This window comes from Frigoribacterium faeni (assembly GCF_011761235.1).
Lineage (GTDB): Bacteria > Actinomycetota > Actinomycetes > Actinomycetales > Microbacteriaceae > Frigoribacterium > Frigoribacterium faeni_A.
Genome location: NZ_JAAOYW010000001.1, coordinates 1,181,942 through 1,208,566 on the forward strand (window position 1 = coordinate 1,181,942; position 26,625 = coordinate 1,208,566).

Consider the following 26,625-nt stretch of genomic DNA (forward strand, 5'->3'; position numbering starts at 1 on the left):
ACATTGGGGGCATGGACGACACCAGAGCAGGCAAAGCACCGACCAACGAGACCGTCATCATCACCGGCGGCACCAGCGGCATCGGCCGAGCGACCGCGATCGCCCTGGCCGAGTCCGGATCACGCATCATCCTCGCCGTCCGGAACCAGGAGAAGGGGCGAGCCGTGGCAGCGACCCTCCCCGGCGCTCCGGGGATGCACCGCGTCCTGCCACTCGACCTCGCGCGGCTCGAGACGGTGCCGGACTTCGCAGACCGGATCGACGAACCCATCGCCGTCCTCGTCAACAACGCAGGCGTCGAGTCGAAGGACCTGCAGCGGACGGCCGACGGTCACGAGCTCCAGTTCGGCACGAACCACCTGGGGCACTTCCTCCTGACGACGCTGCTCCTGCCGCACATCACCGACCGCGTCGTCACCGTAGCTTCCCAGGCGGAACGCATGGCTCGACTCGACCTGGACGACCTCGATTGGCATCGACGCCCGTACCATGCGAGCCGGGCGTACGCGGACTCCAAACTCGCCAACCTGCTGTTCACGTCGGAGCTGGACCGGCGGCTGCAGACGTCGGGCTCTCGAGTGCGGGCGCTGGCCGCCCACCCGGGGTTGGTCAAGACAGCCATCTACGAGCGGCCGGCCGGTCAGCGCCCCAACCTCTGGGACCGGCTCGTCCCGATCTTGGGGCAGGAGCCGGAAGACGGTGCGCTGCCGTCGCTGCTCGCCGCCTCCGCCGACCTCCCCGGCGGCACCTTCGTCGGACCGCAGCGGATGATGCACATGCGAGGCGGGGCCGAGGTGATCAGCCAGTCGAAGCAGGCACGGAACCCGGAGACCGCAGCGAGACTCTGGTCCATCTCCGAGCGGATGACGGCAGCGGGTACCCACCCGTGAGCCTCGTCCAGGACCGTCCCCGCGCACTCTGGTCCGGCGTACGCGGATGGCACCGCCCGCTCGTCGCCTTCACCACAGTGATGTGCCTCTGGGCTGTGGTGTGCCTCGTCGGGCTGATCCTCGATCCGCGGACATCGGCAGGAGACCCGATCTGGGCCAAACCTCTCAAGTTCTCGATCTCCCTCGCGCTCTACGCGATCACCCTCGCGTGGATGCTCTCGATGGTGCAGCGGCCCGTCCTGCGTCGGATAGGTCGGTGGGCCGGAACCATCGGCGCAGCCGCGTCCCTCCTGGAGATCGTCGTCATCTCGATCCAAGTGATCCGCGGCGTGGGAAGCCACTTCAACGTCTCGACTCCGACGAACCAGCTCTTCTACCAGCTCATGGCCGGTGGGGTCACTCTCATGTACTGCGCGACACTGGTCATCGGAGCCTTTCTGGCCGTGTTCTCCCGGATCGAGGACAGGGCGCTGGCGTGGTCCCTGAGGCTCGGACTGATCATCGCCCTGGTCGGCCTGTCCGTGGGCTTCCTCATGGTGATCCCCACCGCGGCCCAGCTAGCCGACCCGACATCGTCGACCTACGGCTCCCACTCCGTCGGCGGCGACGACGCGACCGGCGGCATCTTCTTCCTCGGCTGGAACACCGCTCACGGAGATCTGCGCGTGTCGCACTTCATCGGCATGCACGCACTACAGGTCCTGCCGATCCTCGCGATCGCACTCCCCCGGACACTCCGTGAAGCTGATCGGCTCCGCATCGTCGTCGTGGCCGGAGCGACGTACGCTGCTGTCACCGCGATCGCCCTGTGGCAGGCGCTGCGTGGACGATCGGTCATCGACCCCGACGGTCTGACGATCGCCGCGGTCGGGGTCACCATCGCCCTGGCTGGCATCAGCGTCCTGACCATCGCCACAGGCCGACGTCACCCGCACATGTAGCACCAGAGCCCAGGAGAACGGCGCGCCGATGTCGACAGGATCAACGTCGCACTCGACGAGGGCCCTCCCTTCTCACCAGGGCTCGGCTGTCAGGACGTGTCCTCGTCGTACCCGACCGGGCCCGGGTCACCGCGGCAGCCGGACCCGGCGCGCGGCTCAGGCCACGCCGGGCCAGCGCACGGGGACGGGGAGGCGACGCTGCGGGGCCTCCGCACCCGCGCCTCCTCGGCCCTCGACCATGTCGAGCAGCATGCTGGTCGCGGCGCGGCCGAGCTCGTCGCCGTCGACGTCGATCGCCGGGACGTCGACGAGACCGAGCGAGTCGACGACCATGCGCTCCGAGCTGACGACGACACGCGAGGAGGCGGGACGGCTCCCCAGCGCGAACATCAGCCCCAGCCCGATCGCGGTCGCGTACGGGACGACGGCGGTCGCCCGCGCGTCGAGCACGGCGGGCAGCACGGACACCCCCGCCGCGAACGTCGACGGGAAGGGCCCCAGCCGCACCAGCTCCGCACGGCCGTGGGCGGCACGGCTGACGGCCTCGATGCGCTGCGCGTCCTGCCACGACCCCTCGGGGCCTCCGACGTAGACGACCCGCTCGTGGCCCTCGTCGACGAGGCGCGACACGAGCGAGCCGAAGGCCGCGGCCGTGTCGGCGACGACCGACGCGATGCCGGCGACCTCACGGTCGACGAGCACCGTCGGCTTCGAGGAGGCGGCGGCCGCGACGACCTCGTCGGGCCCGCGGGGCGCCACCACGATGAACCCGTCGACCTGGGCCGAGAGCCGCTCGAAGGCGACGAGCTCGTCGGCGTGGGCCAACGGGTGCACGGCCACCGTGAGCTGCACGTCGTGCTCGCCGGCCAGGGCCTGCGCCCCGGCGATCACGGGCGTGAAGTAGGCGTTGTCGAGCGTCGGCACGACAAGGGCGACGAGCCCGCTGCGTCCCCGCGCGAGCTGGCGCGCGGCGCGGTTCGCGACGAAGCCGAGCTGCCGGGCGGCGGCCAGCACCCGGGCCGACGTGTCGGGCAGCACGAGCTCGGGACGGCTGAGGGCCCGGGAGGCGGTCGCCTTGGAGACCCCCGCGAGGGCGGCGACGTCGGCCAGTGTCGACATGGTGCGTCCCCTCCGTCGTCGTGCCTGCAGCGAGCCTAGGGGCACGGCCGGACGACGTTTCACACGATCGTTACACGCGGTGGTCGACCTGCCCCCGGAGGCACCCTAGGGTTGATGAGACCGGTTGCACAACCGGTTGCACCGCCTCCTCGACCCCCCTGCTCCGCCCTCGTCGGCGTCGCCGCGGGCGTCGTCGGGGCACCCGTACGACCGTCGTACCCCGACCGCCACGAAAGGCTCGTCGTGACCACTCGCAAGACCGCCCTGCTGCTGTTGCTGCCCGGGCTCGCCTTCCTGCTCGTCGGGTTCCTCGTCCCGTCGCTGGCGATGCTCGTCGCCCCTCCCGGCGTGGGCACGGGCGAGGTGGTCGCCCGCGTCGGCCAGATGCTGACCGACCCGTACGACCTGCGCATCATCGGCCGCACCGTGGGGCTCGGCCTCATCGTCACAGTGGTCTGCATCGTGCTCGGGTTCCCGATCGCCTACCTGCTCGCACGGTCGACGTCGCGCTGGTCGAGCGTGCTGCTCGCGCTCGCCATCTTCCCGCTGCTGCTCAGCAACGTCGTCCGCACCTTCGGGTGGCTCGTCGTGCTCGGCTCGCAGGGCGCGATCGGCAAGCTGCTCGTCGGCCTCGGCCTCGTCGACCGGGCGCCGCAGCTGCTCTACACCGAGCTCGCGATCGTGCTCGGCCTCACCCAGCTGTTCCTGCCGCTCGCGATCATCTCGTGCTACTCCGCCGTCGCCCAGGTCGACGCCGGCCTCGACGACGCCGCACGGGGCCTCGGCGCGAGCCGTTCCCGCACCTTCTGGGGCATCGTCGTGCCGCTGTCGAGCCCGGGCATCGTCGTCGCGGCGACCCTCGTCTTCGCCGGCTCCGTCACCGCGTACACGACCCCGTACCTGCTCGGCGGGTCGAGCCAGCGCATGCTCAGCACCCAGCTCTTCTCCTACTCGAGCGTCACCATCGACTGGGCCGGCGCCTCCGCCACCGCCCTGGTGATGACCGTGCTCGTCTTCGTCGTCTCGGGCCTCGCGTCGCTCGTCGCCCGCAAGGGAGCCACCCAGTGAGCCAGACCGACAGCCAGGCCCCCGCGCTGCCCGGCGGACCCGACCAGACCGACGGCCAGGCCCGCGCGCTGCCCGACGGACCCGACCGTCCCGGCCAGGGCGGCCGACCGGCCCGGTCGCGCCGCCCCGCCCGCTCGGTCCGGACGCCCCGCACCGGCAAGCCCGTCGCCAGCACCCTCGCGGTCGCCGGCTACGTCGTCATGATCGTGCCGATCCTGTTCGTCGTCGCCACGGCGTTCACGGGCGGCCGCACGCTGACGTTCCCGCCGCAGGGCCTGTCGCTGCAGTGGTTCGAGAAGGCCGTGGCCTACGAGCCCTTCACGGGCGCGCTCGTCTCGAGCCTCCAGCTCGCGGTGCTCGCCACCCTCATCGCGCTCGCCGTCGGCGTGCCGGTCACCCTCGCGATCCACCGAGGCCGCCTGCCCGGGCGCGGGCTGATCGAGGGCATGTTCCTGTCGCCGCTGATCGTGCCCGAGCTCGTCGTCGGCCTCGCGCTCTACCAGCAGCTGATGATCGGCTTCGGGCTCGCGAACTCGACCACACTGCTGATCGGCCACACCGCGCTGATGATGCCGTACGCGGTCAGGGTGACCGGCGCCTCCCTCGCCCTCGCCGACCCCTCGCTCGAGGAGGCCGCCCGCGGACTCGGCGCCGGCCCCGTCCGCGCGTTCTTCACCGTCACGCTGCCGATGCTGCGACCGGGCATCTTCTCGGCCGCGCTGCTGAGCTTCGTCACCTCGTTCAACAACGTCCCCCTGTCGCTGCTGCTGCAGAGCCGCGACTTCCGCACCCTGCCGGTCACGATGCTCGACTACGTGCAGCAGAGCTACGACCCCATGGTCGCCGCCATGGCCACGCTGATCCTCGTGGCCACCGTCGTCGTCGCCGTGGTCGCCGAGCGCACCGTCGGCTTCGCCCAGATCTTCGGAGGCATCAACAAGTGAGCACCACGGACCCCGCCGGCACCGGCACCGACGCCCGCCCCGCCGACGCGCGCCCCGCCGGCACCACGGCCGCCGGCCGCGCCGCCGACCACGGCGCCGACCACGCCGCCGACCGTCCCGCCGCCGAGCTGCGCGGTGTCAGCCAGGTCTTCGGCGACTTCACCGCCGTCGACGGCGTCGACCTGTCGATCCGCCGCGGCGCGCTGACGACCCTGCTCGGCCCCTCCGGCTGCGGCAAGACGACGACGCTGCGCATGCTCGCGGGCTACTCGGCGCCGACGAGCGGCACGATCCTCATCGACGGCGAGGACGCCACCCGCACCCCGCCCGAGAAGCGCGGCCTCGGCATGGTGTTCCAGTCGTACGCGCTGTTCCCGCACCTGTCGGTCGCCGAGAACGTCGGCTACGGCCTGAAGCTGCGCCGCGTGCCCGCCGACGAGCGCGCCCGCCGCGTCGCCGAGACGCTCGACCTCGTCGGCCTCGGCCACCTCGCCGGCAGCAAGCCCAAGAAGCTCTCGGGCGGCCAGCAGCAGCGCGTCGCCCTGGCCCGCGCCATCGCGATCCGCCCGAAGCTGCTGCTGCTCGACGAGCCGCTCTCGAACCTCGACGCCCGTCTCCGCGTGCAGATGCGCGCCGAGATCCGCCGCATCCAGCACGAGACCGGCCTCACCGTCGTGCTCGTCACCCACGACCAGGACGAGGCCCTCGAGATGAGCGACGACATGGTGCTGATGCGCGCCGGTCGCATCATGCAGCAGGGCGCCCCGCAGAGCGTGTTCCCGGCGCCCGCGAACCGCTTCGTCGCCGAGTTCCTCGGCTACGAGAACTTCGTCTCGGCCGCCGACGGCACCTCGCTCACCGTGCGGCCCGAGCACCTCGTCGTCGAGGGGAGCGAAGGAGGCGCGGGTCGGCCGGCAGCATCGCCGGCGGGCGGCCTGCACCTCACGGGCACCGTCACCGACGTCGCGTACCGCGGCGTCGACCAGCTGGTCACCGTGGCCGCGATCGACGACTCGGGCGCCCGCGTGCGCCTCGTCTCCGACGTGCGCGCCACCGGCACCTCGTCGCTCGCGCCGGGCGACGACGTCGCCGTGACCGCGCCGGCGTCCCGGCTCGTGGCGCTGGCCGACTGAGCCGAGCCGCGCCTCCTTCACATCTTGACCACCGCCTCCTCGTCCGCCTGGCCGGGAGAGGCGCGCCGCACCTCCTCGCTCTCCCGCACCGCACCTCCTCCGCCCTGCCCCGGCCGCCCCGGCCGTCGTCGAAAGGACCACCCATGACCCGCACCGCCCGCACGCGACCGCTGGCCCTCGCCGCCGGCCTCGCCGTCACCGCCGTCGTGCTCGCCGGCTGCTCGTCGAGCGACTCGTCGTCGTCCGACGCCGAGACGATCGTCGTCAGCACGTTCCCGTTCGGGGTCGAGGAGTTCCAGGAGGCGGTGGTCGACCCGTTCACCGAGGCCACCGGCATCCAGGTCGAGATCGAGACCGGCTCGAACGCCGACCGCCTGTCGAAGCTGCAGCTCGCCGACGGCGACCCCGGCGTCGACGTCATGCTGATCAGCGACTACTACGCCGCGCTCGGCCAGGAGGACGACCTGTTCCAGCAGGTCGACGCCGCCGCCGTGCCGAACCTCGAGACGATCGCCGACTTCGCCACCGAGGACTCCTACGTCGGCCCGGCCTACAGCTACCAGCTCAACGGCACGCTCTACTCGACCGACGAGCTCGACGCCGACGAGGCCGCCGACTGGTCGCTGTACGGCGACCCGGCCTACGAGGGACGCGTCGCGCTTCCCGACATCTCGGTGACCGCCGGCCAGCTGATGGTCTCGGGCGTCGCCTCCGAGCACGGCGACGGCCCCTACGACATCGACGCCGCCCTCGACCAGCTCGGCGAGTGGTCGCCGAACGTGCTGCAGTTCTACAGCTCGTCGACCGAGGTCACGAACCTGCTGACCCAGGGCGAGATCGTCGCCGCCGACGCCCTCAGCGGCTTCGCCACCGACCTCGTCGCCTCGGGCGAGCCCGTCGCCTGGACCCCGCCCGCGACCGGCAAGTACATGGCCACGAACCGCGCCATGATCCCCACCGGGGCCGAGAACGTCGACGGCGCCGCCCAGTTCGTCGACTACCTGCTGTCGGCCGAGGCCCAGTCGTCGTCCGCCGAGATCGTCGGCGACCTGCCGGTGAACCCCGACGCGACCATCCCCTCCACGATCCAGGACGTGGTCGGCGACATCGCCGCCGACCCGATCGCCGCGGGCTACTCGACGCTCGACCCGACCGAGCTCGTCCCCACGCGCGCCGACTGGGTCGACCGCTTCGCCCGCGAGGTCACGTCGCGCTGATGAGCTCCTCCACACAGGACCGGACGGCCGAGGAGGCGCGGGCCTTGTCCCCGGCAGCGGCGAGCGATCCCGGCACGGCGGCGGGCGCCTCCCTGCCGGGGTGGTACCTCGACCGCATGCCGAAGACCGATCTGCACTGCCACCTGATCGGCACCGTGCGGGCCTCGACCTTCGCCGAGCTCGCCCGGCGCGAGGGGCTCGCCCTGCCCGACGAGCCCGAGCGGATCTTCGCCGACATCAACTCGCTGCCGCCCGACCCGGCGCTCTACCGCGACACGCGCATCCCCGTGCCGCAGGGGCGCAGCGCCGACGAGCCCGAGGTGTCGTACTCGCTGTTCCAGGCGTCGAACTGGGTCGTCGAGGTGCTGCGCGACGCCGACGACCTGACGCGCATCACCTACGAGGCCTTCGAGGAGGCGCACCGCACCAGCGGGACCCGTCACCTCGAGCTGTTCTTCGACGCCGTCCCGCCGCATCTCGAGTCGCTCGGCTACGCCGGGTCCGTCGAGGCGTACGCCGAGGGCATCCGGCTGGCGGAGCGCGACTTCGGCATGACGGGCCGGATGATCCAGGGCATCGACCGCAGCAGGTCGGGCGAGCACGCGCTCGCCCTCGTGCAGCAGGTCGTCGACCACCCGCACGAGTACGTCGCCGGGATCGGCCTCGACAACCTCGAGACCTCGGGCCCGCCCGAGCGCTTCGTCGACGCCTACCGGCTCGCCGGCGAGGCGGGGCTCGGGCGCACCGCCCACTCGTCGGAGCACGCGCCGACCGCGGCCAACACCGTCACCTGCCTCGACCAGCTGGGCTGCGACCGGATCGACCACGGGTACTACGTGCTCGAGGACGACGAGGTCGTGGCGCGCGTGCGCGACGAGCAGGTCGCGTTCACCGTCGTCTCGACCACGTCGCGCCGGTCGTGGCGGCCGTGGCGACGCGCGTCCATCGCCGCCATGCTCGACGCCGGCCTGAACGTCGTGCCCGCGTCGGACGACCCGGGCATGTTCCCGACGTCGCTCGCCCAGGAGTACCGCATCGTGTCCGAGCAGATCGGCGCGACCGCCGACCAGGTGCGCGGCATGGCCCTCGCCGGGGTCGACGCGTCGTGGCTGCCCGCCGCCGAGAAGCGGGCGCTGCGCGACCGGTTCGTCGCCGAGCTCGACGCGCTCGACTCGGAGCTGGGGTCGGTCGCGGGCTGAGGGTGCTCGGTGCCGGGTGCCGGGGTCGGTGGCGGGTCGGGTCCCGGGGTCGGGGTCGCCGGGGTCGGGGGCTTGGTGCGTTCCGGGGCGTCGGGGTCGGGGGCTTCGGGCGTCCCGGGGGCGTCGGGCGCGTCGTGGCTGGACGTCGGCCGCGACGCCCCCGCTAGCGTCGAGGGATGTTCCTGCTCTTCGGCACCTCCGCACGCCAGGCCCTGCTGACCGTCGTCGTCTTCGCCTGCCGCTTCTGCGGCCAGGCCGTCGACCAGCAGGTGGTCCGGCGCTCGACCCGCGTCACCCTGTTCTTCGTGCCGCTGCTGACCGTGTCGAAGCGGTACCACGTGCAGTGCACCAACTGCGGCGGCGTCACCGACCTCACCCGACAGCAGGCGGAGCACGCCCAGGAGTGGGCGGCGCGACGGGGCTGAGGGGCGGGTCGTCCTCGGGGTCTGGACCCGCGCCTCCTCGGGTGTCCTCGGGGTCGGGGGCGCGCCTCCTCGGGGTCTGCCGCTCCCCGTGGCACCTGTGTTGGGGGCGTGGAGGGTCTGGTCGGGACCGGTCCGCTGCCCCAAGCTTGGGGGGACGGACGACAGGCGGGACTCACCGACCCGCCGCGGCCCCAGCCCAGCCACCGAGGAGATCGCGTGAGCACCATCACCGCGCACCACGAACCGAGCGCCTTCGAGACCAGCGTCGCCGACCGCAAGCGCATCGTCGCCGCGACCGTGGAGGCGCTCGACGTCTTCGGCCTCGCCTCCACCGACATCGCCGCCGTCGCCCGGGTCGCCGACATGTCGCCGACCTGCGTCGAGCGGCACTTCCCCTCGTGGGAGGGCCTCGTGCTCGCCGCCGTCGACCGCTGGAACCTCGACCGCTTCGAGCAGGTCGCCCGCGAGACCGCCGGCAGCGCGACCCTCGGCTTCATGCGCGGGCTCGTCGCCCACAGCAGCGCGCACCGCGGGCTGTCGCGCACCCTCATGACGTTCTCGATCGGGTCGTCCGACGCGGCCGACCTCACGGGGCGGTTCGTGCGCGACAGCTACCGCGACTTCCACGCGATGGTGCTGCAGGGGCTTCTCTTCGACCTCTCGCAGGGCGACGTGCCGGCCGGCACGGACGTCGCGGCGCTCGCGCCGACCGTCGTCAGCCTGTACATGGGGCTGCAGCTGCAGATGCTCCTGCAGCCGGACGTCGACGTCGTCGTCGCCTTCGACCTCGGGCTCGAGGGGCTGACGCGCGGCTGGTGACCCTGGCTGTCGCCGTCATTCAGGAACCTGCGTCCTGATCCCCGCGAGGGAGGGAGGCGGAGTCCTGATCCGTGCACGGCTCAGGAACCCGCCGGGCCGCCTTCCTGGATGCTGCGAGCGCGTCGAGCTCTCAGGAGACGGCTGCGGGCGCGGTTGCTCGTTCCGGGGCAAGCCGGGGCGCGGCGACGAGTGCACCTGAACGGTCGACGCGCCCGCACGGGAAGTACGGCCGCCGCCTGCCGGCTCCATCTCTCGACGGCCCGGACCACCCCGACGCGTCGAGGTCTCAGGAGAGAACGGCCGACGCACCTTCCAGCGCAGGGTCGCCCGGGGCGCGGCGACAAGCACACCTGAACCGTCGACGCGCCCGAACGGAAAGTACGGCCGCCACACGGCGGTCCTCGTTCTCGGCGACCCTGACCTCCCCGACGCGTCGAAGTCTCAGGCGGCAGCGACAGACGCACCTCCCGGCGCAGGGCGGCCCGGGGCGCCGGGACGAGCACACCTGAATGGTCAACGCGCACGCTCGGGGAGTACCTCGCCGCACCGTTTGCCCGATGTCTCGACGGCCCGGAACACGTCGACGCGTCGAGGTCTCAGGACACGGCGGCCGACGCACCCGCCTGACCCCTGCAGACCTCGGGCGCGGCGACGAGCACACCTGAATCGCCGACAGCCCTGCTGCGCCGCGCGGCGCGGGCGCCCGCCCCGACGCGTCGAGGACTCAGGAGACGGCGGCGGGCGCAGCCGCCTGACCCCGAGCAGCCCTGGGCGCCGGACGAGGACACCTGAGACGTCGACGCGTCGGCCGCGCCTCGGGGCGCGAGGGCCCGCGCCCGCGTCGAGGACTCAGGTGACGGCGGCGGGCGCGCCGCCAGGCGGAGGGGGGACCGCCGCACCGCGACGGACGCGCCTGAGACCTCGACCCCGGAGAGCGACGTCGAGCCACGGGCCGGGCCGGCTGGCGACGGCGGACAGCCGAGATGGGCGCGGGAGGCGGTCGACGTGTCAGGCTCGGGGCATGCGCATCGACGAATGGTGGTCCGAGCTCGTCCCCTCGACCCGGCAGTGGCTGATCGACAACGCGGGCGAGGCCGTCCCCGCCTGGGTGCTGGAGCAGATCACCGCCGTCACCGGCGAGCCGTCGGCCGACGACGACTGGGCCGCCGACGTCGACGCCGACGAGTTCTACCTGTCCGACGAGGCCACCGACTGGATCGAGGCCGCGGGCAACGACGAGCTCGGCGACCTCGACGACAGCGACCTCGTCGGCGACGACGAGGCAGGCACCCCCGCCGGCTGAGCCGACGCGTCGGGCCAGCCTGGGCCGTGCACTCACTGCGCCGCCGCGGGGAGCACGGGGTCACGCGGGCACAGGCGCAGGGGCCGCCGACGCACTCAGAACGCCGACGCATTCCGAGGCACAGCAGAGCCAGAGGTCGCCGGCGCGCTCAGAACGGTGGTGCGCTCAGGGGGCCAACAGACCCAGCGCGCTCAGATCGCTGACGAGCCCAGGGCGCCGACGCACCACGGCCGCGAGGTGCTCAGAGGGGCGAGAGCTGCTCGTCCTCGAGGGCGTCGAGCAGCACGCGCGGAGCCGGGGCGACCCCGACGGCCCCGAGGGCTCCGCCGAGGTGGTCGGCGGTGCGACGTGCGAACGAACGGCGAGCCGAGGCAGCGAGAGCGCGGCGCTCGGCGGCGGCCTCCCACACCCCGGGATCGGTCACGTCGTCGACGAACAGGGGGCGGCGTCGTTCGGCGTCGCTCATCAGGGCCTCCTCGGGGTCGCATCGGGTCTGCAGCATGTTCGCAGCCCGAGGCCCCCGGGTGGGAATCGAGACGGCCCCCACTTGTGGTCACCTCGCTCACCGGCCTCGGCGGAGGCGGCGGGTCCGACGACCGCGACCCCGAGGAGGCGCGGCGCACGACACGCAGGAGGCGACCGGTCAGGGAGTCGTGCGCGCCGCCTCCTGCGCGACCACCTCGTCGAGGTCGTCGAGCCGGCGGAGCCCCTGCAGCGGGCGCATCATGCGCGGGTTGCCCTGCAGCGCGGGCTCGGCCCGGTCGAGGAACGCCCAGTAGCCCGCCGTGAACGGGCACGCCTTCGGCCCCAGCCGCACGGTCGGCGAGAACGGGCACGACTCGCAGTGGTCGCTCATCGAGTGGATGTAGCGGCCGCCGGCGGCGTAGGGCTTGGTGGCGACCACTCCCCCGTCGGCGTGCTGCGACATGCCGACGATGTTCGCCGGCATGACCCACTCGGTGCCGTCGACGAAGACGTCGGTGAACCAGTCGGTCAGGTCGGCCGGCCGGTAGCCGCGCTGCAGCGCCCAGTTGCCGAGGATCATCAGCCGCTGGATGTGGTGGGTCCAGCCGTGCTGGTGCACCGTCTCGAACGTGCTGCGCAGGCACTCGGCCTGCACCTCGGACGCGTCGACCTCCAGCCACCAGCGCGGCAGCGGCTCGGTCGCCGCGAGCGCGTTGTTGTCGACGGTGTACGACTCGCCGAGGTGCCAGTAGAGGTGCCAGACGTAGTCGCGCCAACCGGCGACCTGCCGGACGAAGCCCTCGACGCTCGCGAGGGGCGCACCTCCGGACGCGTGGGCCTCGAGCACGCGCTCGATCACCCGTCGCGGGTCGAGCACCCCGAGGTTCATCGGCACGCTGAGGAGGGAGTGCGACATCGTCCAGTCGTTCGAGAGCATCGCGTCCTCGAAGGGGCCGAAGTCGTCGAGGCGGGTGACGACGAAGTCCTCGAGGGCGGCCTCGGCCTCGGCGGGCGTGACGGCGAACCGTCGACGGTCGTCGGCCCCGACGAACACGACGTCGCCTACGGCGGCCCAGGCGTCGAGGTCGGCCCGGACGGTGTCGTCGACCCCGTCTTCGTCGGGCCAGACCGGGTCGGGCTGACCCAGCGTCGTCGCCCCCTTCGGCGGCGGGTTGCGGTTCTGCTCGTCGAGGCTGAACTTGCCGCCGGCCGGGCCGTCGCCCTCGATCAGCCAGTCCTCGCGGCGTCGGACGGTCTCGTAGTGGTTCTCCATCAGGAGGCGCCCCGTGCGTGCGGCGGCCCAGGTCGCGAAGTCCTCTTCGCTGGTCACGAAGCCGCGGCTCGGCAGCACGCGCACGTCGCGGCCCTCGCGGCGGACGGCACGCCGCAGCTGCCGGTCGGGCGGGTCGACGACCTCGAACGGACCGAGCCCGGCGGCGTCGTCGAGCACCTCGTCGAGGGTCCCGACCTGCACGTGGGTGGCCCGGTCGCCGAGCGCGGCGACCCGATGCCGCAGGGCGGACAGCCAGAGGTGCGCCTTCGCGCGGTGCATGGGCCGCCGCGTGAAGAACTCGCGCGCCTCGACCACGACGACCGGGCCGCCGTCGTCGAACTCGTCGCCGTACTGCCCTGGGAGGATGAGCCGTGCGCGCGGCCCGTCGTCGCCGGCGGCGGAGCCTCGAGCAGCCGCAGGGGCGTCAGGTGCGGGGGCGGGGGCGGGGGCAGGGGCGGGGCCGGGAGCGGGGGCGTCGGCGTGCGGCGTCTCGGACATGCCCGGAACCTACGCCCGGCCACCGACACCGGCCCCGGCCCCAGCCCCGGGCGGGGGCGAGTGGTCGGACATGGTCGTTCGCGGGGGCGGGAAGGCCACCACGGGACCACTCGGCCCCGAGCCGGCCGGAGTCGGCCGTGAGCAGGCGTGAGAGGCCGAGAACGGTCGTTCCCGGGGGCGGGAGGGTCGAATTCGGGCCTCTCGGCACAGCGAGCCGGGCCCAGCCAGCCGGCGCGAGTGGTCGTCAGTCGTCGTTCCCGGGGGCGGGAGGGTCGGATCGGGACCTCTCGCCGCGGCCAGCTAGCTAATCGGCCAGGGCGAGTGGTCGGTAAAGGTCGTTCCCGGGGGCGGGAAGAGCACCACGGGACCACTCGGCCCCCGGGCCGACCGGCCGGGCCGGCCAGCCGGCAGGCCCGGCCCCTACCGCCCGGCCCGCCCCCGCCACAGCAGCCACACGAAGTACGGCGTCCCGATCACCGCGGTCAGCAGCCCCGCGCCGAGCTGGGCCGGCGCGATGACGGTGCGGCCGAGCACGTCGGCGAGGCCGACGAGGGCCGCGCCGAGCACGACGGCCACGGGCAGCACGCGGGCGTGCCGCGCCCCGACGAGCGAGCGCGCGGCGTGCGGGGCGACGAGCCCCACGAACCCGACGACGCCGACGGCGGACACCGCCGTCGCGGTGAGCAGCACCGCGACCGAGAGGAACAGCAGGCGCGACCGCGACAGCGAGACCCCGAGCAGCCGCGGGGTGTCGTCGTCGAGCGCGACGAGGTCGAGCTGCCGGTGCCGGGCGGCCGCGACCGCGAGGGCGGCGACCAGCACCGCGGCCACGGGCGCCGAGTCGGAGAACGACCGGCCGTAGGTCGACCCCGACAGCCAGGTCAGCGCCTTGGCACCGTCGAACGGGTCGGTCAGCACGATCAGCAGGCTGATCGACGCGGCGGTCGCGGCGGCGACCCCGACGCCGACGAGCACCAGGCGGTCCTGCGGGAACCCCCCGCGCGCCGCGAGGCCGAACACGACGACGGCCGCGACGACGGCCCCCGCGAACGCCGAGCCGGCCACGCCCCACCCCGAGACGGCGGGCAGGGTCGTCACGGCGACGACGGCGCCGAGCCCGGCCCCGCCCGAGACGCCGAGGATGCTCGGCTCCGCCAGCGGGTTGCGCGTGACCGCCTGCACGAGCCCGCCGGCGAGGGCGAGCGCCGCGCCGGCGAGCAGCGCGGCCACGACCCGCGGCACGCGCGTGTCGAGCACGTAGGTGACGACGGGCCCCGCCCGCCCGGACAGCCAGTTCGCGACGTCGCCGAGCAGCAGCACCGCGTCGCCGAGCAGCACGCCCGCGACGGCCACCCCGGCCACGGCGACGACGAGCAGCGCGACCACGACCGCGAAGCGCCGGCGCGAGACGACCCGCTGCCGCTCGGCGGGGGCGGACCCGCCGCGGTCCTGCGCCCGGACGGCGAGCACCACGAGCACCACCGCTCCCACGATCGAGGTGACGATGCCGGTGGGCACCTGCACCGACGCGTCCGCGCCGACGACGGCGCGCAGCAGCACGTCCGACGCGAGCACGACGGCCGCGCCCGCGAGGCCCGCGAGCGAGACGAACGCCCAGGTGCGGCGAACGCTCGGCACGAGCCGGCGCAGCGGCCGCACGAAGGCGGGAGCGCAGAGGCCGACGAAGCCGATCGGCCCGGCGACGGTGACCGCGCCGGCCGAGAGCAGCACCGACGCGACGACGGCGACGACGCGGGTGGTGCGCACGTCGACCCCGACGCTGCGGGCGGCGTCGTCGCCGAGGCCGAGGGCGTCGAGGCGCCGCGTCATGAGCAGCACGACGACGAGGCCGACGAGCACGACGGGCGTCATCTGCGCCACCGACGAGAAGCCGTTCTGCCCGATGCTGCCCTGCCCCCACTGGTACAGCCCGGCGGTCTCTCGCGGGAACAGCAGCAGCAGCGCGCTCGTCACGCTGGCCAGCCCGAGCGCGAGGGCGCTGCCCGCGAGCACGAGCCGCACCGACCCCGAGCCGAGCCCCGACAGCGCGAGCACCACGCCGGCCGCGACCAGCCCGCCGACGAAGGCCACCCCCGAGGAGGCGACCAGCGGCAGCGACAGGCCCGTCACCGAGGCCACGGCGAGCGCCGCGTACGCCCCCGCGTTCACGGCGAGGGTGTCGGGCGAGGCGAGCACGTTGCGGCTCACCGTCTGCAGCGCCGCCCCGGCCGCGCCGAGCGCGACCCCGACGAGCAGGCCGGCGGCCGTGCGCGGCAGCCGCGACGCGACGACGACGGAGGCGTCGCCCGCCGTGGCCGAGCCGGTCAGGGCCCGCCACACCTCGCGCGGGCCGACCGCCGCGGTGCCCTGCGTGAGGTCGACGAGGGCGAGGAGCACGACGACGGCCGCCAGCGCGACGACGACGGCCACGGCACCGCGGCCGGCACGGGGCGGGGCGGCGACCCGCACCTCCTGCCGGTCTGCGGTGACGGTCACCGGGTCAGGCCGTCAGCGTCTCGACGAGGGCGTCGACGTAGGCGGTCATCGAGGCGGGCCCGCCGAAGACCCAGACGCCGTCGGGCAGGCGGTGCACGTCGCCCGACTGCACGAACGGGAGCGACTGCCAGACGGCGTTCGTCGAGAGGGTGTCGGCGAAGGGGTCGCCGTCGACGGCGTTCGAGAAGTAGAGGAACTGCGTGTCGGCGGGCAGCGCCGTGAGGCCCTCGACGTCGGTCGAGGCGAGGCCGTAGGCCGGGTCGCCCTCGAGGTCCCACGCGTTGACGAGGCCGAGCTCGGTCGTCACGTCGCTGATCAGCGAGCCGGGCGCGTAGGGCCGGATGCTCACCTGGCCGGCGTCGACGTAGCCGTCGGCGAAGGCGAAGCGGGTGCCGTCGAGCCCGGCGTCGGCCAGGGCCTGGGTGCCGTCGGCGATCGCCTGCCGGAACTCGGCGAGCACCGCGTCGGCCTGGTCGGTCGTGCCGGTCGCGGTCGCGATCATCTCGAGGTTGGCCTGCATCTGGCCGAGCTGGTCGGCGGCGTTCGCGGACTCGACCTGCAGCACGGGCGCGATGTCGCGCAGCTGCTCGACCGCGTCGTCCGGCAGGTCGGTGGTCGCGACGATCAGGTCGGGAGCCAAGGAGGCGACGGTCTCGACGCTGGGCTCGCCGCGGGTCCCGATGTCGGTCGGCTCCCCGGTGAGCGGCACGGCCGACGACCACGCCTCGTAGCCGGCGACGTCGGCGACGCCCATGGGCTCGACGCCGAGCGAGACGAGGTCGCCGACGACGTTCCACTCGGTGCCGACGACCTTCGTCGCCGGGCCGTCGAGGCTGACCTCGGTGCCCGTGCCGTCGGTCAGGGTGATGCGCTCGCCCGAGGCGGTGTCGCTGCCGGGGTCCGCCTCCTCGGTGGTGCCGCAGCCCGCGAGCACGAGGGCCGCCGAGGCGGCGAGGGCGGTGACGGCGAGGACGCGTCGTCTGGTGGTCATGGCAGGAGCCTCTCGGTTCTGGTGTGGTGTCGGGCGACCGCGCGGGTGCGGAGCCGGCCGGTGGCGGGGTCGGTGTCGACCTCGATGTCGATGCCCCAGACCTCGGAGAGCAGGTCGGGGGTCAGCACCTCGGCGGGCGTGCCGGTCGCCCGGACGCGGCCCTCGTGCAGCAGCACGACGGTGTCGGCGAGCGCCGCGGCCTGGTCGAGGTCGTGCAGCACGACGCCGACGGCGATGCGGGACTCGTCGGCGAGGTCGCGGACCAGGTCGAGCAGCTCGACCTGGTAGCGGAGGTCGAGGTAGGTGGTGGGCTCGTCGAGCAGCAGCACCCCGGTCTGCTGGGCGAGGCAGCTGGCGAGCCAGACGCGCTGCAGCTGCCCGCCCGAGAGCTGGTCGACCCCGCGGTCGGCCAGGCCGGCCACGCCGGTCAGCCGGAGGGCCTGGTCGACGGCGACCGCACCTCCTGCGTCTCCCCTGCCCCACCGGCCGCGGTGCGGGTGGCGGCCGAACTCGACGACGTCGCGGACGCTGAGGCCGCTCGGCACCGGGCGGCCCTGGGTGAGCAGCGCGACGTGGCGGGCGAAGTCGCGCACCGAGAGGGCGAGGCCGTCGGCGGGGCCGGTGGCCGGGCCGGTGGCCGGGCCGGGCTCGTCCTGCCGCTCGGGCGACGGGCTCGGTTCGAGCGACAGCGTGCCGGCCCGGGCCCGCTGCAGCCGCGCGGCGGTGCGCAGCAACGTCGACTTGCCGCTGCCGTTGGGGCCGACGAGGGCGGTGACGCGACCGGGGCGCAGCTCGAGGCGGGCGTCGTGGACGACGTCGGCGGCGCCGTACGCGACCGAGACCCCGTCGGCGACGAGCGCGGTGGGCGCGGCCTGCGCCGTGGGCGTGGCCTGCGCGGCGGGCGCGGCCTGCGCGGCGGGCGCGGCCTGCCCGGCGGGCGCGGCCTGCCCGGCGGGCGCGGTCGCCGCGACGGCGGGCAGGGCCGAGGAGGCGGGCGGCGCGAGGGCTGCGTCGAGTGAGGTCACGAGAACTGAGGTTAGCCTCACCTTAGTGACCCACCGCAACCCCGATGGCTCGACGCCGAGACAGGAGGGCCCGTCGTCCCCCGCGTCGGACGGGACGGGGGACGTGTCGGCAACGATCCGGTCACGGGGCCTGCGCTGACCCGCTCTGGGGTCACGACGGCCGCCGCCGCGCCCCCTAGGGTCGGCGGGACGGCGCCCGCTCGAGGCGCCCAGCTCCCGGGGACGAACGCCATGACCGCACCGCACCGCATCCGATCGACCGTGGGCGCCGCCGCCCTCGCCACCGCGCTCGTCCTCGTGCCCGGCGCCGCCTTCGCGGACGACGCCGTCGCGCCGTCGCCGTCGCCCTCGGCCGCGCCCGTCGTCACGGACGGCGCCGCCCCGGCCGCCGCCGACCAGGCGCCCGCCGAGGGAGCCGGCACCGGGTCCGCCCCCGCGGCCCCGGCCGCCGAGACGCCCGCGACCACGCCGTCGGCCGACCCGTCGGCCGTGCCCTCGAACACCGCCGTCGGCACCCGCCCCGCGCCCGAGGCGGCCCCGGCCGCGCAGGCGCCGGCGAACGCCGCCGCCGACGCGTCGCCCCGAGGAGGCGGAACGGTCGTCGTGCAGGACCCGGTCGTCGACCCCCTCGTCGAGGCCTACCCCGCCGTCGCCCACCCCGGGTCGTCGTTCAGCGCCTGGGTCGAGGGCTTCACCCCCGGCGACCCGGTGTCGGCACGCGTCGACGGCCCCGCCGTCTCGAAGGGCGACGTCTTCACGATCTACCCGAGCCAGGCCCCGTTCGTCTTCGACGCGTCGGGATCGACGTCGTTCGAGGTCGAGGTGCCGGCCGACCTGGCCCTGGGCACGCTGACCCTGACCGTGAGCGACGCCCACGGCACCACCAGCGCCGCCGAGATCGCCGTCGCCGAGCAGATGGCGGCGCCCGTGCTCGTCGCGCCGACCGGCGCCACGGCCGGCGTCGTCGCCGTGTCGGGCTCGGGCGGGACGCCCGGCACCGCCGCGGTCGTCGCGGTCGGCCTGCCCGACGACCTGCAGGAGGGCTTCGGCTACGGCTTCGGCTCCACCGGCTCCTCCGCTCGCTCGTCGGCCTCGGTCGTGACCACGGCCGAGCAGGCCGCCGACCCCGACGAGGACTTCTACGACGTCGACCCGGTCGAGTTCGAGGCGGACCAGGGCTACGCCGTGGCCCTCGTGCCCGTCGCCGACGACGGCACCTTCACGGCCCGCTTCGTGCTGCCCGAGGGCGACTTCGGCGCGACCGCCGCCCTCGTCGACACGACGACCGGCGACACGTCGGCCACGGCCGACGTCGTGACCTTCGCGGTGACCGCCGCCGCCGCGGCACCCGCGGCGACCCCGGTCTCGCCGGCGGCCGCTCCCGTGAACACGGTGGTCGCGACGCGCGCCGCCGGCAGCGGCGGGGGCCTCGCCTACACGGGCTCCGAGACCACGGCCCCGATCGCCGTGGGCGCGGCCCTGCTGCTGCTCGGCGCCGTCCTCGCCGTCGGCGCGCGCCTCCGTCGTCGCTCGCGGATCGCGGCCGCACCGGCCGACCGCAGCTGACCCGACGGCCTGCCCGGCCGGTCGCCCGGCCGGGCAGGCCGCCTAGAACGTGACATGCTACGGGCATGGCCGTCGCCTCCAACGCCGTCATCGCCCTCGTGCTCGGCTCCGTCCTCGCGGTGGTCGGTCTCGTGCCCTGGGCCGCCGTCCAGTACCGACGCCGGGGCGAGCTCGGCCTCGGCAACGCCCTGCTGGCCTTCGCGGCCGTCGTCTACGCCCTCGCCCTGGTGACGTACACGCTCTTGCCGCTGCCGGGGACGACCGACGCCGCCGTGCTCTGCAGCCCGGCACCGGCACCGCAGCTGCACCCGTTCGAGTTCGTCCGGGACATCGCGAAGGAGGGCGGGGTGACGGGCCCCCGCTCGCTGCTCGGCAACCGCGCCGTGGCCCAGGTCGCCCTCAACGTCGCGCTCTTCGTGCCGCTCGGCATGCTCGTGGCGCACTTCACACGAGGCCGGACGGGGTCGCGCCGTCGGCGCCTCGCGGGCGTCGTGGCCGGGACGCTCGCCGGTGCCGCGATCTCGCTGCTGATCGAGCTGACGCAGCTCACCGGCGACTGGTTCCTGTTCCCCTGCGCCTACCGGCTCTTCGACGTCGACGACCTGCTCGCGAACACCGCGGGGGCCCTGCTCGGCACGGCCGTCGCGCCCGTGCTGCTGCTGCTCGGCCGCCCCGGCGCCGATCCCGACCGGGACGACGCGCGCCCGGTCACGGTGCGCCGTCGGGCGTTCGGCATGGCCTGCGACCTGCTGGCGATCCTGCTGACGGGCGGCGGGCTCAGCTCGGTCGTCAGCATCGGGCTCGCCGTCGCCGAGCGCGACCCCGCGTCCGGCGTCGGCGTGGTGCTCCTCGCGGCGGCCCCGCTCGTCGCCCCCGCCGCCCAGCTCGTCCTCGTGCTCACGACGGGCCGCACGCTCGGCGAGATCGTCACCCGGCTGCGGCCCGAGCCGAGGCCGTCGGCCGGGCAGCGCCTCGTCCGCTGGGCGCTCGGCTCGGGCGGCTGGGCGCTCGCGTCGGCGCTCTCGTCGACGTCGGCCGTCGCCGCAGCCGTGGCCGTCGTGCTCGCCGTCGGAGCCGTCGTGGGGGTGTGGGCCACCCGCGACCGGCGGGGCTTCGCGAACGCCGTCGCGCGGCTCGGGGTCGTGGACGAGCGCACCTGACGCCGACCCCGGGGCCAGCTCGACGACCGCAGCGGGAGCACCCTGGCCGGGACGCGGGCGGACCCGCCGAGTCCCCCTCACTGGGGACCGCGGGGTCCCCCGACCCGGCGCTACCGTCGGAGGGTCGCACCCGAGCGACCACCCACCCGACCTGAGCCGACCCCGTGTCGGCTCAGCAGCGGCCTGCCCTCGAGGGCACGTCGCTGCGCCCTGATCAGGAGACCCGCGTGACCGCAGCACACCGAGCAAGGACCCGACCACCGATCAAGAGATGGATCGCCGCGACCACGGCGGTCGTCCTCGCCACCGGCACCGCCGCGCTCGTCGCGCCCACGGTCGCCTCCGCCGCCGAGCCGTTCCCGGCCTCGGGCCTCTACGCGACGCAGCAGAACACGTCGAACATCGTCTCGGTCGACCGGACCACCGGCACGGCCACGACCGTGCTCGTCGTCCCCACCCCCGAGGGCGGGACCGCCCCCACGGGGCTGAACCAGATCGGCCTCTCCGGCGACGGCACCATGGTGTTCCTGACGAACGCGAGCAACATCTACCAGTACTCGACCAAGAGCGAGAAGTGGAAGGTCACCCCGCGCCCGGCCGACCCCTCGGTGCCCTTGACGATGGGCGGCGTCGACCCGAAGAGCGGACGCTACTTCTTCGGCGGCCAGTCGAACGGCACCGTCTTCACCTTCACCTCGTACGACCCCGTCACGAGCGCGGTCGCCACCCCGGCCGTCAGGGTGACGGCCCCCAACCCGCCCGGCAACAACGGCGACCTCGCCTTCGACCGCCAGGGCAACCTCTACTTCATCTCGAGCACCCCGTCGACCGTGAGCCCCGGCACGGCGCAGCTCTACCGCGTCGACGCCGCCGACCTCGCCGGCGGCAACACGGACGCGAAGCCCGTCGGCCCCTCCATCTCGACCACCGGCGCCCTCAACTCGCTCGCCTTCGGCGACGACGGCTACCTCTACATCGCCGGATCGGGCCAGAACGGGTTCCTCAAGGTGAACCCGGTCACCGGCGACAGGCTCGACACGAAGACCGTCAGCGTGTCCATCAGCGACCTCGGCTCGCGCGCCGCACCCTCGACCGGCCAGGTCGAGGCCGCCTTCTCGGGCGGTCGCCACGACGGGGACGACCAGTTCACCGTGACCCTCGGCGGCGGCGGCATCACCGGGAACAACTCGGCGACGACCACGCCCGCCGGCGACCCCGCCACCGCGGGGCCCATCATCCTGCTGCCCGGGCAGGAGTACACGGTCACCCAGACGGCGGGCAACGCGACCACCGACCCGGCCGACTACACGACGTCGTACACCTGCACCAACCTCGTCGACGGCACCACCGTCTCCGAGGGCAAGGGCTCGTCCGCGACGTTCACCGTGCCTGCGGCCGGCGGCGACGTGAAGTGCTCCTTCGCCAACCCGCTGAAGCCCGTCGTCGTCGACTCGGCCTCGTCGGGCAACCGCCAGGGTCAGCCCGTCACGGTGGACGTGCTGAAGGGCGCCACGGGCGACCCCGACCCGAGCACGCTCGCCCTGACCGCCCCCGCCGTCTCGGGCTCGACGCTCAGCGGCGACGCCCGCACCCTCACCGTGCCCGGCGAGGGCGTCTGGACCGTCGACCCCGCCACCGGCGCGGTCACCTTCACGCCCGAGAAGGGCACGACCCGCAACCCGACCCCGGTGACCTACACGGTCAGCGACGCCGCGGGCGGTCGCGCCTCGGGCCAGGTCGCCGTGAGCTACCTCGGGGTGGCGCAGGACGACGCCGTGACGACGCCGCAGGGCACGGCCGTGACCATCGACCCGCTGCGCAACGACGAGGGCACCTTCGACGCCACGTCGGTCGTGTTCCCCGCAGCCGGTCAGCCGGCAGGCGCCGTCGTCTCCGACGGCGGCCGCACCCTCACCGTGCCGGGGCAGGGCGTCTGGACGGCCGACCCCCGCACCGGTGCGGTCACCGTCGCTCCCGACGCGCAGCTGCGCGGCGACGCGACCCCGGTCACCTACCGCGTCTCGGACGCGGACGGCACCCCGTCGACCGCGACGATCACCGTCACTGTGACGGCCGTCGGCCCCGTGGCCCTCTCCGACACCGGCAGCACCGGCCAGAACACGCCGGTCACCGTCGACGTCCTGGCGAACGACCGTCCCGGCGTCGTCGGCGGCACCCCGCTCGACCGCGGCTCCGTCGTCTTCCCGTCCGCCGGTCAGCCCGCCGGCGCCGTCGTCGCCGACGACGGTCGCACCCTGACCGTCCCCGGCGACGGCGTCTACACGATCGACCCGAGCACGGGCGCGATCACCCTCACCCCGCAGGACGGCTTCGCCGGCACCGCGGCCCCGGTCGCGTACCAGGTGTCGGACACCGGCGGGGAGACGGCCACCGCGTCGTTCACCGTCGCCGTCGACGCCGTGGCCCCGGTCGCCGAGAACGACGCGGCGACCACGCCGCAGGGTTCGCCCGTCACGGTCGACGTGCTCGCCACCGACGCCCCGGGCAACCCGATGACGCCCCTCGACCGGACCTCGGTGGTCTTCGCGGCAGCCGGCCAGCCCAAGGGCGCCGTGCTCTCGGACGACGGCCGCTCGCTGATCGTCCCCGACCAGGGCTCGTGGACGATCGACGGGCGGACGGGCGAGGTCGCCTTCACTCCGATGGCCTCGTTCCGCGGCGAGGCGACGCCGGTCTCTTACCGCGTGTCCGACGTCGACGGCAGCACCGCCACCGCTTGGGTGCTGGTGACCGTCACCGCGGTCGGCCCGCAGGCCGCCGGCGACGACGCCTCGACGGAGCAGAACACGCCCGTCGCGGTCGACGTCACGACGAACGACCGCCCCGGCGTCGCCGGGGGCACCCCCGTCGACCCGGCGACCGTCGTCTTCCCCGACGCCGGTCAGCCCGTCGGCGCCGTCGTCTCTGCCGGGGACCGCGCCCTGACGGTGCCCGGTGAGGGCACCTGGACGGTCGACCGCACCACCGGCGTCGTCACCTTCACGCCCGAGCAGGGCTTCACCGGCACCACCTCGCCCGTGACCTACCAGGTCTCGGACCAGGGAGGCGAGACCGCGACGGCCCCCGTCACGGTCACCGTCGCCGCCGTGGCCCCGACTGCGGCGCCCGACGCCGCCACCACGCCGGCCGGCACCCCCGTGACGGTCGACCCGCTGCGGAACGACGTCGCGGGCAACGCGGCGACGCCCATCGACGTGACGAGCGTCCGCCTGGTCGACCCCTCGGGCGCCCTCGTGGCCACCCTCGTCGTCGCCGGCCAGGGCACGTTCTCGGTCGACACGACGACCGGGGCGATCACCTTCGCGCCGGAGGCCGGCTTCTCGGGCGACGCCACGGCGCCGTACGCGATCGCCGACGTCGACGGCGGCACCAGCGCCTCCACGGTCACGGTGACCGTGGGCACGCCGCCGACGACCGTGGCCGACCGCACCACCACCCGGCCGGGCACGCCCGTCACGGTGGACGTCGCGGGCAACGACGGCCCCGGCTCGTCGCCCCTCGACCCGGGCTCGGTCCGGCTCGTGGACCCCGCCACCGGCACGCTCGTCACCACGGTGACGGTGCCCGGCGAGGGCACCTACGAGGTGGGGACCGACGGCCGCGTCACCTTCACCCCGGAGCCCGGCTCCACCGGCACCGCGACGATCACCTACTCGGTGGCCGGCGAGGACGGCAGCCGCGCGACCGGCGAGCTGACGATCACGGTGGAGGCGGCACCCGCCGACCCGGCACCGGCCGACCCCCAGCCCGGCACGCAGCCCGGCACGCCGGCGTCGCCCGCCTCGCCGGACGCCCCCACGGCCCCGTCGGCACCGGCGTCGCCCGTCGAGAGCGCCCTCGCGTTCACCGGCTCGGACGGCGTGCTGCAGGCCGCCCTGGCCGCGGTCGCGCTGATGCTGGCCGGCGTCACGGTCGTCGTCGTGCGTCGTCGCCGCGGCACCGAGAGCTGATCCGCTCCGCACCCTGAGGGGCCGGGCACGCCGCGCGCGTGCCCGGCCCCTCGTCCGTGCACCCCGTGCACGTTCGAGGCTATCTCTCGGCGGCCCTCGACACACTCGTCCGCATGGACTCGGACACCCTCGTCAACATCGGCCTCGTCGTGCTCTTCGTGCTGGTCGGCGGGGTGTTCGCGGGCACGGAGATGGCGATCGTGACGCTGCGGGACAGCCAGGTGCGGGCCCTCGAAGCCAGCGGCGAGCGCGGCCGCAAGATCGGGCAGCTCGTCCGCAACCCCAACACGTTCCTGTCGGCGGTGCAGATCGGCGTCACCCTCGCGGGCTTCTTCTCGTCGGCGTACGGCGCCTCGACGATCGCCCCCGACCTGGTGCCCGGCCTCGTCGCCCTGGGCCTCACCGAGGCCACGGCCTCGACCGTGGCGCTGATCGGCATGACCCTCGTGGTCGCGTACCTCTCGCTCGTCTTCGGCGAGCTCGTGCCGAAGCGCCTCGCGATGCAGAAGTCGGTCGCCTTCACGAAGGCGCTCGCACCGCCGCTGAACGCCCTGGCCCGGCTGATGAGGCCGCTCATCTGGCTGCTGTCCGTGTCGACGAACGCCGTGGGGCGCCTCCTCGGGCTCGACCCCGACCAGAAGGAGGACGAGGTCTCGGCCGACGAGGTGCGCGACATCATCTCGAACACGAGCGAGATCGACCGCGACAGCCGCAGCATCCTCGCCGACGTGCTCGACGCCGACGACCGCCGTGTCGCCGAGGTGATGCGTCCGCGGCCCGACGTCTCGTTCCTCAGCGGCGACTCGTCCGTCTCCGACGGCTACCGCGACGTGCTCGCGCTGCCGCACTCGCGGTACCCCGTCGTCGGCACCAGCCGGGACGACGTGCTCGGCTTCGTGCACGTGCGCGACCTCATGGCGTCCGTCCCCGCGGCCGGCGGCGACGGCGCGACCACGGTCGCCGAGATCACCCGTCCGATCCTCGCCCTGCCCGGCACGACGAAGGTGCTCGGCGCCCTGAGCACCATGCGCGACGAGGGCCACCAGATCGCGGTCGTCATCGACGAGTACGGCGGCACCGACGGCATCGTCACCCTCGAGGACCTGCTCGAGGAGCTCGTCGGCGAGATCTACGACGAGTACGACACCGCCGACCGCGGCGAAGGCGTGCTGGAGGCGGGCGAGACCCGAGAGGTCGAGGGCGGCCTGATCGTCGAGGAGCTCGAGGAGGAGACCGGCGTCTCGCTGCCGGACGGCCCCTACGAGACCGTCGGCGGCTACGTGTTCGACGCCCTCGGCCGCCTCGCCGTCGTCGGCGACACCATCGCCGTCGACGGGGCGACGCTCGAGGTCGTGCGCATGGAGGGCTACCGGATCGCCGCGGTGCGCGTGACGCCGCTCGAGCACCACGCCGAGCCGCCGACGGCCGCCTCGGCCGCCCTGCCCGCCCCGCGCGAGGACGCCGGGGCGAGCGCCGTCGACACGGGCGACCAGAGAAGGTAGCTCCTCGTGCGGGGCGGTGACAAGCCCCCGTGGTGCGGCGCCGGGGTCCCCGTAGCCTCGGACCACCGCAGCGCCCCGGGGTGACCGACCCGAACCTCCGCCCCCGCCCGACCGCTGCGCAGCCCCGAGGCCCCCTGAACGGTCCCGGGACGATCGAGCCCCCTCCCCCGGTGAGCCCCCTCCCGGCGGAGGGGGCTCGCTGCGTCCGCGCGCGGCCGACAGGGCCGCAGGTCGTTCGAGCCCCTGCGGATATCCGATCTGCGAACTCGCTAGTCGGTCTAATTAGATGAACTAGCGAGATCGTGTAACTATCTTCGTGTACCGATTCACGGCGGTACGAGGGCCTCGAGAGAGGCGCTCACGGGGTCTCGCACGAGATCCCCACGGGGCCTCGCGAGGGGCTCCGGGACCCGAACGAACATGCACCTCGAGGGCAGCGCAGGGCTGCCAGGAACGAGCAGGACATGAACACCCCGCAGCACTCCCCCTTCTCCGAGATCCGCGACGCGGACCGCCAGGTGACGCTCTTCGTCGTCGCCACCTCGGCCCTCGCCGCGTGCGGCACCCTCATCGCCGGCATGCTCGTCGCGATGGGCGCCGGCGCATGAGCGCCTCGACCG

General features: G+C 74.3%; 21 protein-coding genes. 15 read left to right on the plus strand and 6 right to left on the minus strand.

The features are described 5' to 3' along the window. Nucleotides 1–11 precede the first annotated feature (11 nt). Together FHR78_RS05530 and FHR78_RS05535 are read left to right on the plus strand one after the other, a co-directional pair. Nucleotides 12–890 carry an SDR family NAD(P)-dependent oxidoreductase gene (locus FHR78_RS05530; protein WP_166759435.1) on the plus strand — a complete coding sequence of 293 codons (879 nt, stop codon included), beginning with the start codon at nucleotides 12–14 and terminating at the stop codon, nucleotides 888–890. Then, nucleotides 887–1,831, plus strand: coding sequence for a hypothetical protein (locus FHR78_RS05535; RefSeq protein ID WP_166759436.1), 945 nt, complete (start codon nucleotides 887–889; stop codon nucleotides 1,829–1,831). The genes FHR78_RS05530 and FHR78_RS05535 overlap by 4 nt, the downstream gene beginning before the upstream one ends. Nucleotides 1,832–1,987: 156 nt before the next feature. Here the strand turns inward: FHR78_RS05535 and FHR78_RS05540 are convergent, their stop codons facing one another. Next, entirely contained in the window at nucleotides 1,988–2,950 is a 963-nt protein-coding gene (locus tag FHR78_RS05540) for a LacI family DNA-binding transcriptional regulator (protein WP_166759437.1), read from the minus strand. 243 nt (nucleotides 2,951–3,193) lie between these two features. Between FHR78_RS05540 and FHR78_RS05545 the strand changes: the two genes are divergently transcribed. From FHR78_RS05545 to FHR78_RS05580, 8 genes are all read left to right on the plus strand, one after another. Beyond that, entirely contained in the window at nucleotides 3,194–4,018 is an 825-nt protein-coding gene (locus tag FHR78_RS05545) for an ABC transporter permease (protein ID WP_347878062.1), read from the plus strand. After that, nucleotides 4,015–4,962, plus strand: coding sequence for an ABC transporter permease (locus tag FHR78_RS05550; protein ID WP_347878063.1), 948 nt, complete (start codon nucleotides 4,015–4,017; stop codon nucleotides 4,960–4,962). Before FHR78_RS05545 ends, FHR78_RS05550 begins: the two co-directional genes overlap by 4 nt. After that, on the plus strand, nucleotides 4,959–6,095 hold the full coding sequence (locus tag FHR78_RS05555; RefSeq protein WP_347878064.1) for an ABC transporter ATP-binding protein: 1,137 nt from the start codon (nucleotides 4,959–4,961) through the stop codon (nucleotides 6,093–6,095). The genes FHR78_RS05550 and FHR78_RS05555 overlap by 4 nt, the downstream gene beginning before the upstream one ends. Before the next feature lie 143 nt (nucleotides 6,096–6,238). Beyond that, complete coding sequence (locus tag FHR78_RS05560) at nucleotides 6,239–7,312, plus strand: extracellular solute-binding protein (protein ID WP_166759439.1); 1,074 nt, start codon at nucleotides 6,239–6,241, stop codon at nucleotides 7,310–7,312. Then, complete coding sequence (locus tag FHR78_RS05565; RefSeq protein WP_243862012.1) at nucleotides 7,312–8,511, plus strand: adenosine deaminase family protein; 1,200 nt, start codon at nucleotides 7,312–7,314, stop codon at nucleotides 8,509–8,511. Before FHR78_RS05560 ends, FHR78_RS05565 begins: the two co-directional genes overlap by 1 nt. Nucleotides 8,512–8,687: 176 nt before the next feature. Next, a complete protein-coding gene (locus FHR78_RS05570) occupies nucleotides 8,688–8,936 on the plus strand; it encodes a zinc-ribbon domain-containing protein (protein ID WP_166759440.1) in 249 nt (82 codons plus the stop codon). 216 nt (nucleotides 8,937–9,152) lie between these two features. Next, a complete protein-coding gene (locus FHR78_RS05575; RefSeq protein WP_166759441.1) occupies nucleotides 9,153–9,755 on the plus strand; it encodes a TetR/AcrR family transcriptional regulator in 603 nt (200 codons plus the stop codon). Between the two features lie 1,021 nt (nucleotides 9,756–10,776). Beyond that, a complete protein-coding gene (locus FHR78_RS05580; protein WP_166759442.1) occupies nucleotides 10,777–11,058 on the plus strand; it encodes a hypothetical protein in 282 nt (93 codons plus the stop codon). Nucleotides 11,059–11,299: 241 nt separating this feature from the next. Here FHR78_RS05580 and FHR78_RS05585 read toward each other — a convergent pair whose 3' ends face one another. The 5 genes from FHR78_RS05585 to FHR78_RS05605 all read right to left on the minus strand — a co-directional run bounded on the left by FHR78_RS05585 (nucleotide 11,300) and on the right by FHR78_RS05605 (nucleotide 17,806). Continuing rightward, nucleotides 11,300–11,524, minus strand: coding sequence for a hypothetical protein (locus FHR78_RS05585; protein ID WP_166759443.1), 225 nt, complete (start codon nucleotides 11,522–11,524; stop codon nucleotides 11,300–11,302). Nucleotides 11,525–11,701: 177 nt separating this feature from the next. After that, a complete protein-coding gene (locus tag FHR78_RS05590; RefSeq protein ID WP_166759444.1) occupies nucleotides 11,702–13,294 on the minus strand; it encodes a cryptochrome/photolyase family protein in 1,593 nt (530 codons plus the stop codon). Nucleotides 13,295–13,714: 420 nt separating this feature from the next. Next, nucleotides 13,715–15,790, minus strand: coding sequence for a Fe(3+)-hydroxamate ABC transporter permease FhuB (locus FHR78_RS05595; RefSeq protein WP_166759445.1), 2,076 nt, complete (start codon nucleotides 15,788–15,790; stop codon nucleotides 13,715–13,717). 4 nt (nucleotides 15,791–15,794) lie between these two features. Then, nucleotides 15,795–16,781 carry an iron-siderophore ABC transporter substrate-binding protein gene (locus FHR78_RS05600; protein ID WP_166759446.1) on the minus strand — a complete coding sequence of 329 codons (987 nt, stop codon included), beginning with the start codon at nucleotides 16,779–16,781 and terminating at the stop codon, nucleotides 15,795–15,797. Further along, nucleotides 16,778–17,806 carry an ABC transporter ATP-binding protein gene (locus FHR78_RS05605; protein WP_347878065.1) on the minus strand — a complete coding sequence of 343 codons (1,029 nt, stop codon included), beginning with the start codon at nucleotides 17,804–17,806 and terminating at the stop codon, nucleotides 16,778–16,780. Before FHR78_RS05605 ends, FHR78_RS05600 begins: the two co-directional genes overlap by 4 nt. A 231-nt stretch (nucleotides 17,807–18,037) precedes the next feature. On the opposite strand from FHR78_RS05605, the gene FHR78_RS05610 reads away from it, so the two are divergent. The 5 genes from FHR78_RS05610 (at nucleotide 18,038) to FHR78_RS05630 (ending at nucleotide 26,613) form a co-directional block, all read left to right on the plus strand. Next, nucleotides 18,038–19,372 carry a hypothetical protein gene (locus tag FHR78_RS05610; RefSeq protein WP_166759447.1) on the plus strand — a complete coding sequence of 445 codons (1,335 nt, stop codon included), beginning with the start codon at nucleotides 18,038–18,040 and terminating at the stop codon, nucleotides 19,370–19,372. Between the two features lie 65 nt (nucleotides 19,373–19,437). After that, nucleotides 19,438–20,532, plus strand: coding sequence for a VanZ family protein (locus FHR78_RS05615; protein WP_166759448.1), 1,095 nt, complete (start codon nucleotides 19,438–19,440; stop codon nucleotides 20,530–20,532). Nucleotides 20,533–20,759: 227 nt separating this feature from the next. After that, nucleotides 20,760–24,503: an Ig-like domain-containing protein gene (locus tag FHR78_RS05620; protein ID WP_166759449.1), complete on the plus strand. Its 3,744-nt coding sequence runs from the start codon at nucleotides 20,760–20,762 to the stop codon at nucleotides 24,501–24,503. A gap of 113 nt (nucleotides 24,504–24,616) precedes the next feature. Continuing rightward, entirely contained in the window at nucleotides 24,617–26,005 is a 1,389-nt protein-coding gene (locus FHR78_RS05625; protein WP_166759450.1) for a hemolysin family protein, read from the plus strand. 464 nt (nucleotides 26,006–26,469) lie between these two features. Beyond that, on the plus strand, nucleotides 26,470–26,613 hold the full coding sequence (locus FHR78_RS05630; protein WP_166759451.1) for a hypothetical protein: 144 nt from the start codon (nucleotides 26,470–26,472) through the stop codon (nucleotides 26,611–26,613). Nucleotides 26,614–26,625 lie beyond the last annotated feature (12 nt).

Coding starts and splice junctions, on each gene's coding strand:
- FHR78_RS05580 (WP_166759442.1), top strand. CDS start 10,777: ATGCGCATCGACGAATGGTGGTCCGAGCTCGTCCCCTCGACCCGGCAG.
- FHR78_RS05625 (WP_166759450.1), top strand. CDS start 24,617: ATGGACTCGGACACCCTCGTCAACATCGGCCTCGTCGTGCTCTTCGTG.
- FHR78_RS05565 (WP_243862012.1), top strand. CDS start 7,312: ATGAGCTCCTCCACACAGGACCGGACGGCCGAGGAGGCGCGGGCCTTG.
- FHR78_RS05570 (WP_166759440.1), top strand. CDS start 8,688: ATGTTCCTGCTCTTCGGCACCTCCGCACGCCAGGCCCTGCTGACCGTC.
- FHR78_RS05600 (WP_166759446.1), bottom strand. CDS start 16,781: ATGACCACCAGACGACGCGTCCTCGCCGTCACCGCCCTCGCCGCCTCG.
- FHR78_RS05530 (WP_166759435.1), top strand. CDS start 12: ATGGACGACACCAGAGCAGGCAAAGCACCGACCAACGAGACCGTCATC.
- FHR78_RS05610 (WP_166759447.1), top strand. CDS start 18,038: ATGACCGCACCGCACCGCATCCGATCGACCGTGGGCGCCGCCGCCCTC.
- FHR78_RS05560 (WP_166759439.1), top strand. CDS start 6,239: ATGACCCGCACCGCCCGCACGCGACCGCTGGCCCTCGCCGCCGGCCTC.
- FHR78_RS05615 (WP_166759448.1), top strand. CDS start 19,438: ATGGCCGTCGCCTCCAACGCCGTCATCGCCCTCGTGCTCGGCTCCGTC.
- FHR78_RS05585 (WP_166759443.1), bottom strand. CDS start 11,524: ATGAGCGACGCCGAACGACGCCGCCCCCTGTTCGTCGACGACGTGACC.
- FHR78_RS05540 (WP_166759437.1), bottom strand. CDS start 2,950: ATGTCGACACTGGCCGACGTCGCCGCCCTCGCGGGGGTCTCCAAGGCG.
- FHR78_RS05630 (WP_166759451.1), top strand. CDS start 26,470: ATGAACACCCCGCAGCACTCCCCCTTCTCCGAGATCCGCGACGCGGAC.
- FHR78_RS05590 (WP_166759444.1), bottom strand. CDS start 13,294: ATGTCCGAGACGCCGCACGCCGACGCCCCCGCTCCCGGCCCCGCCCCT.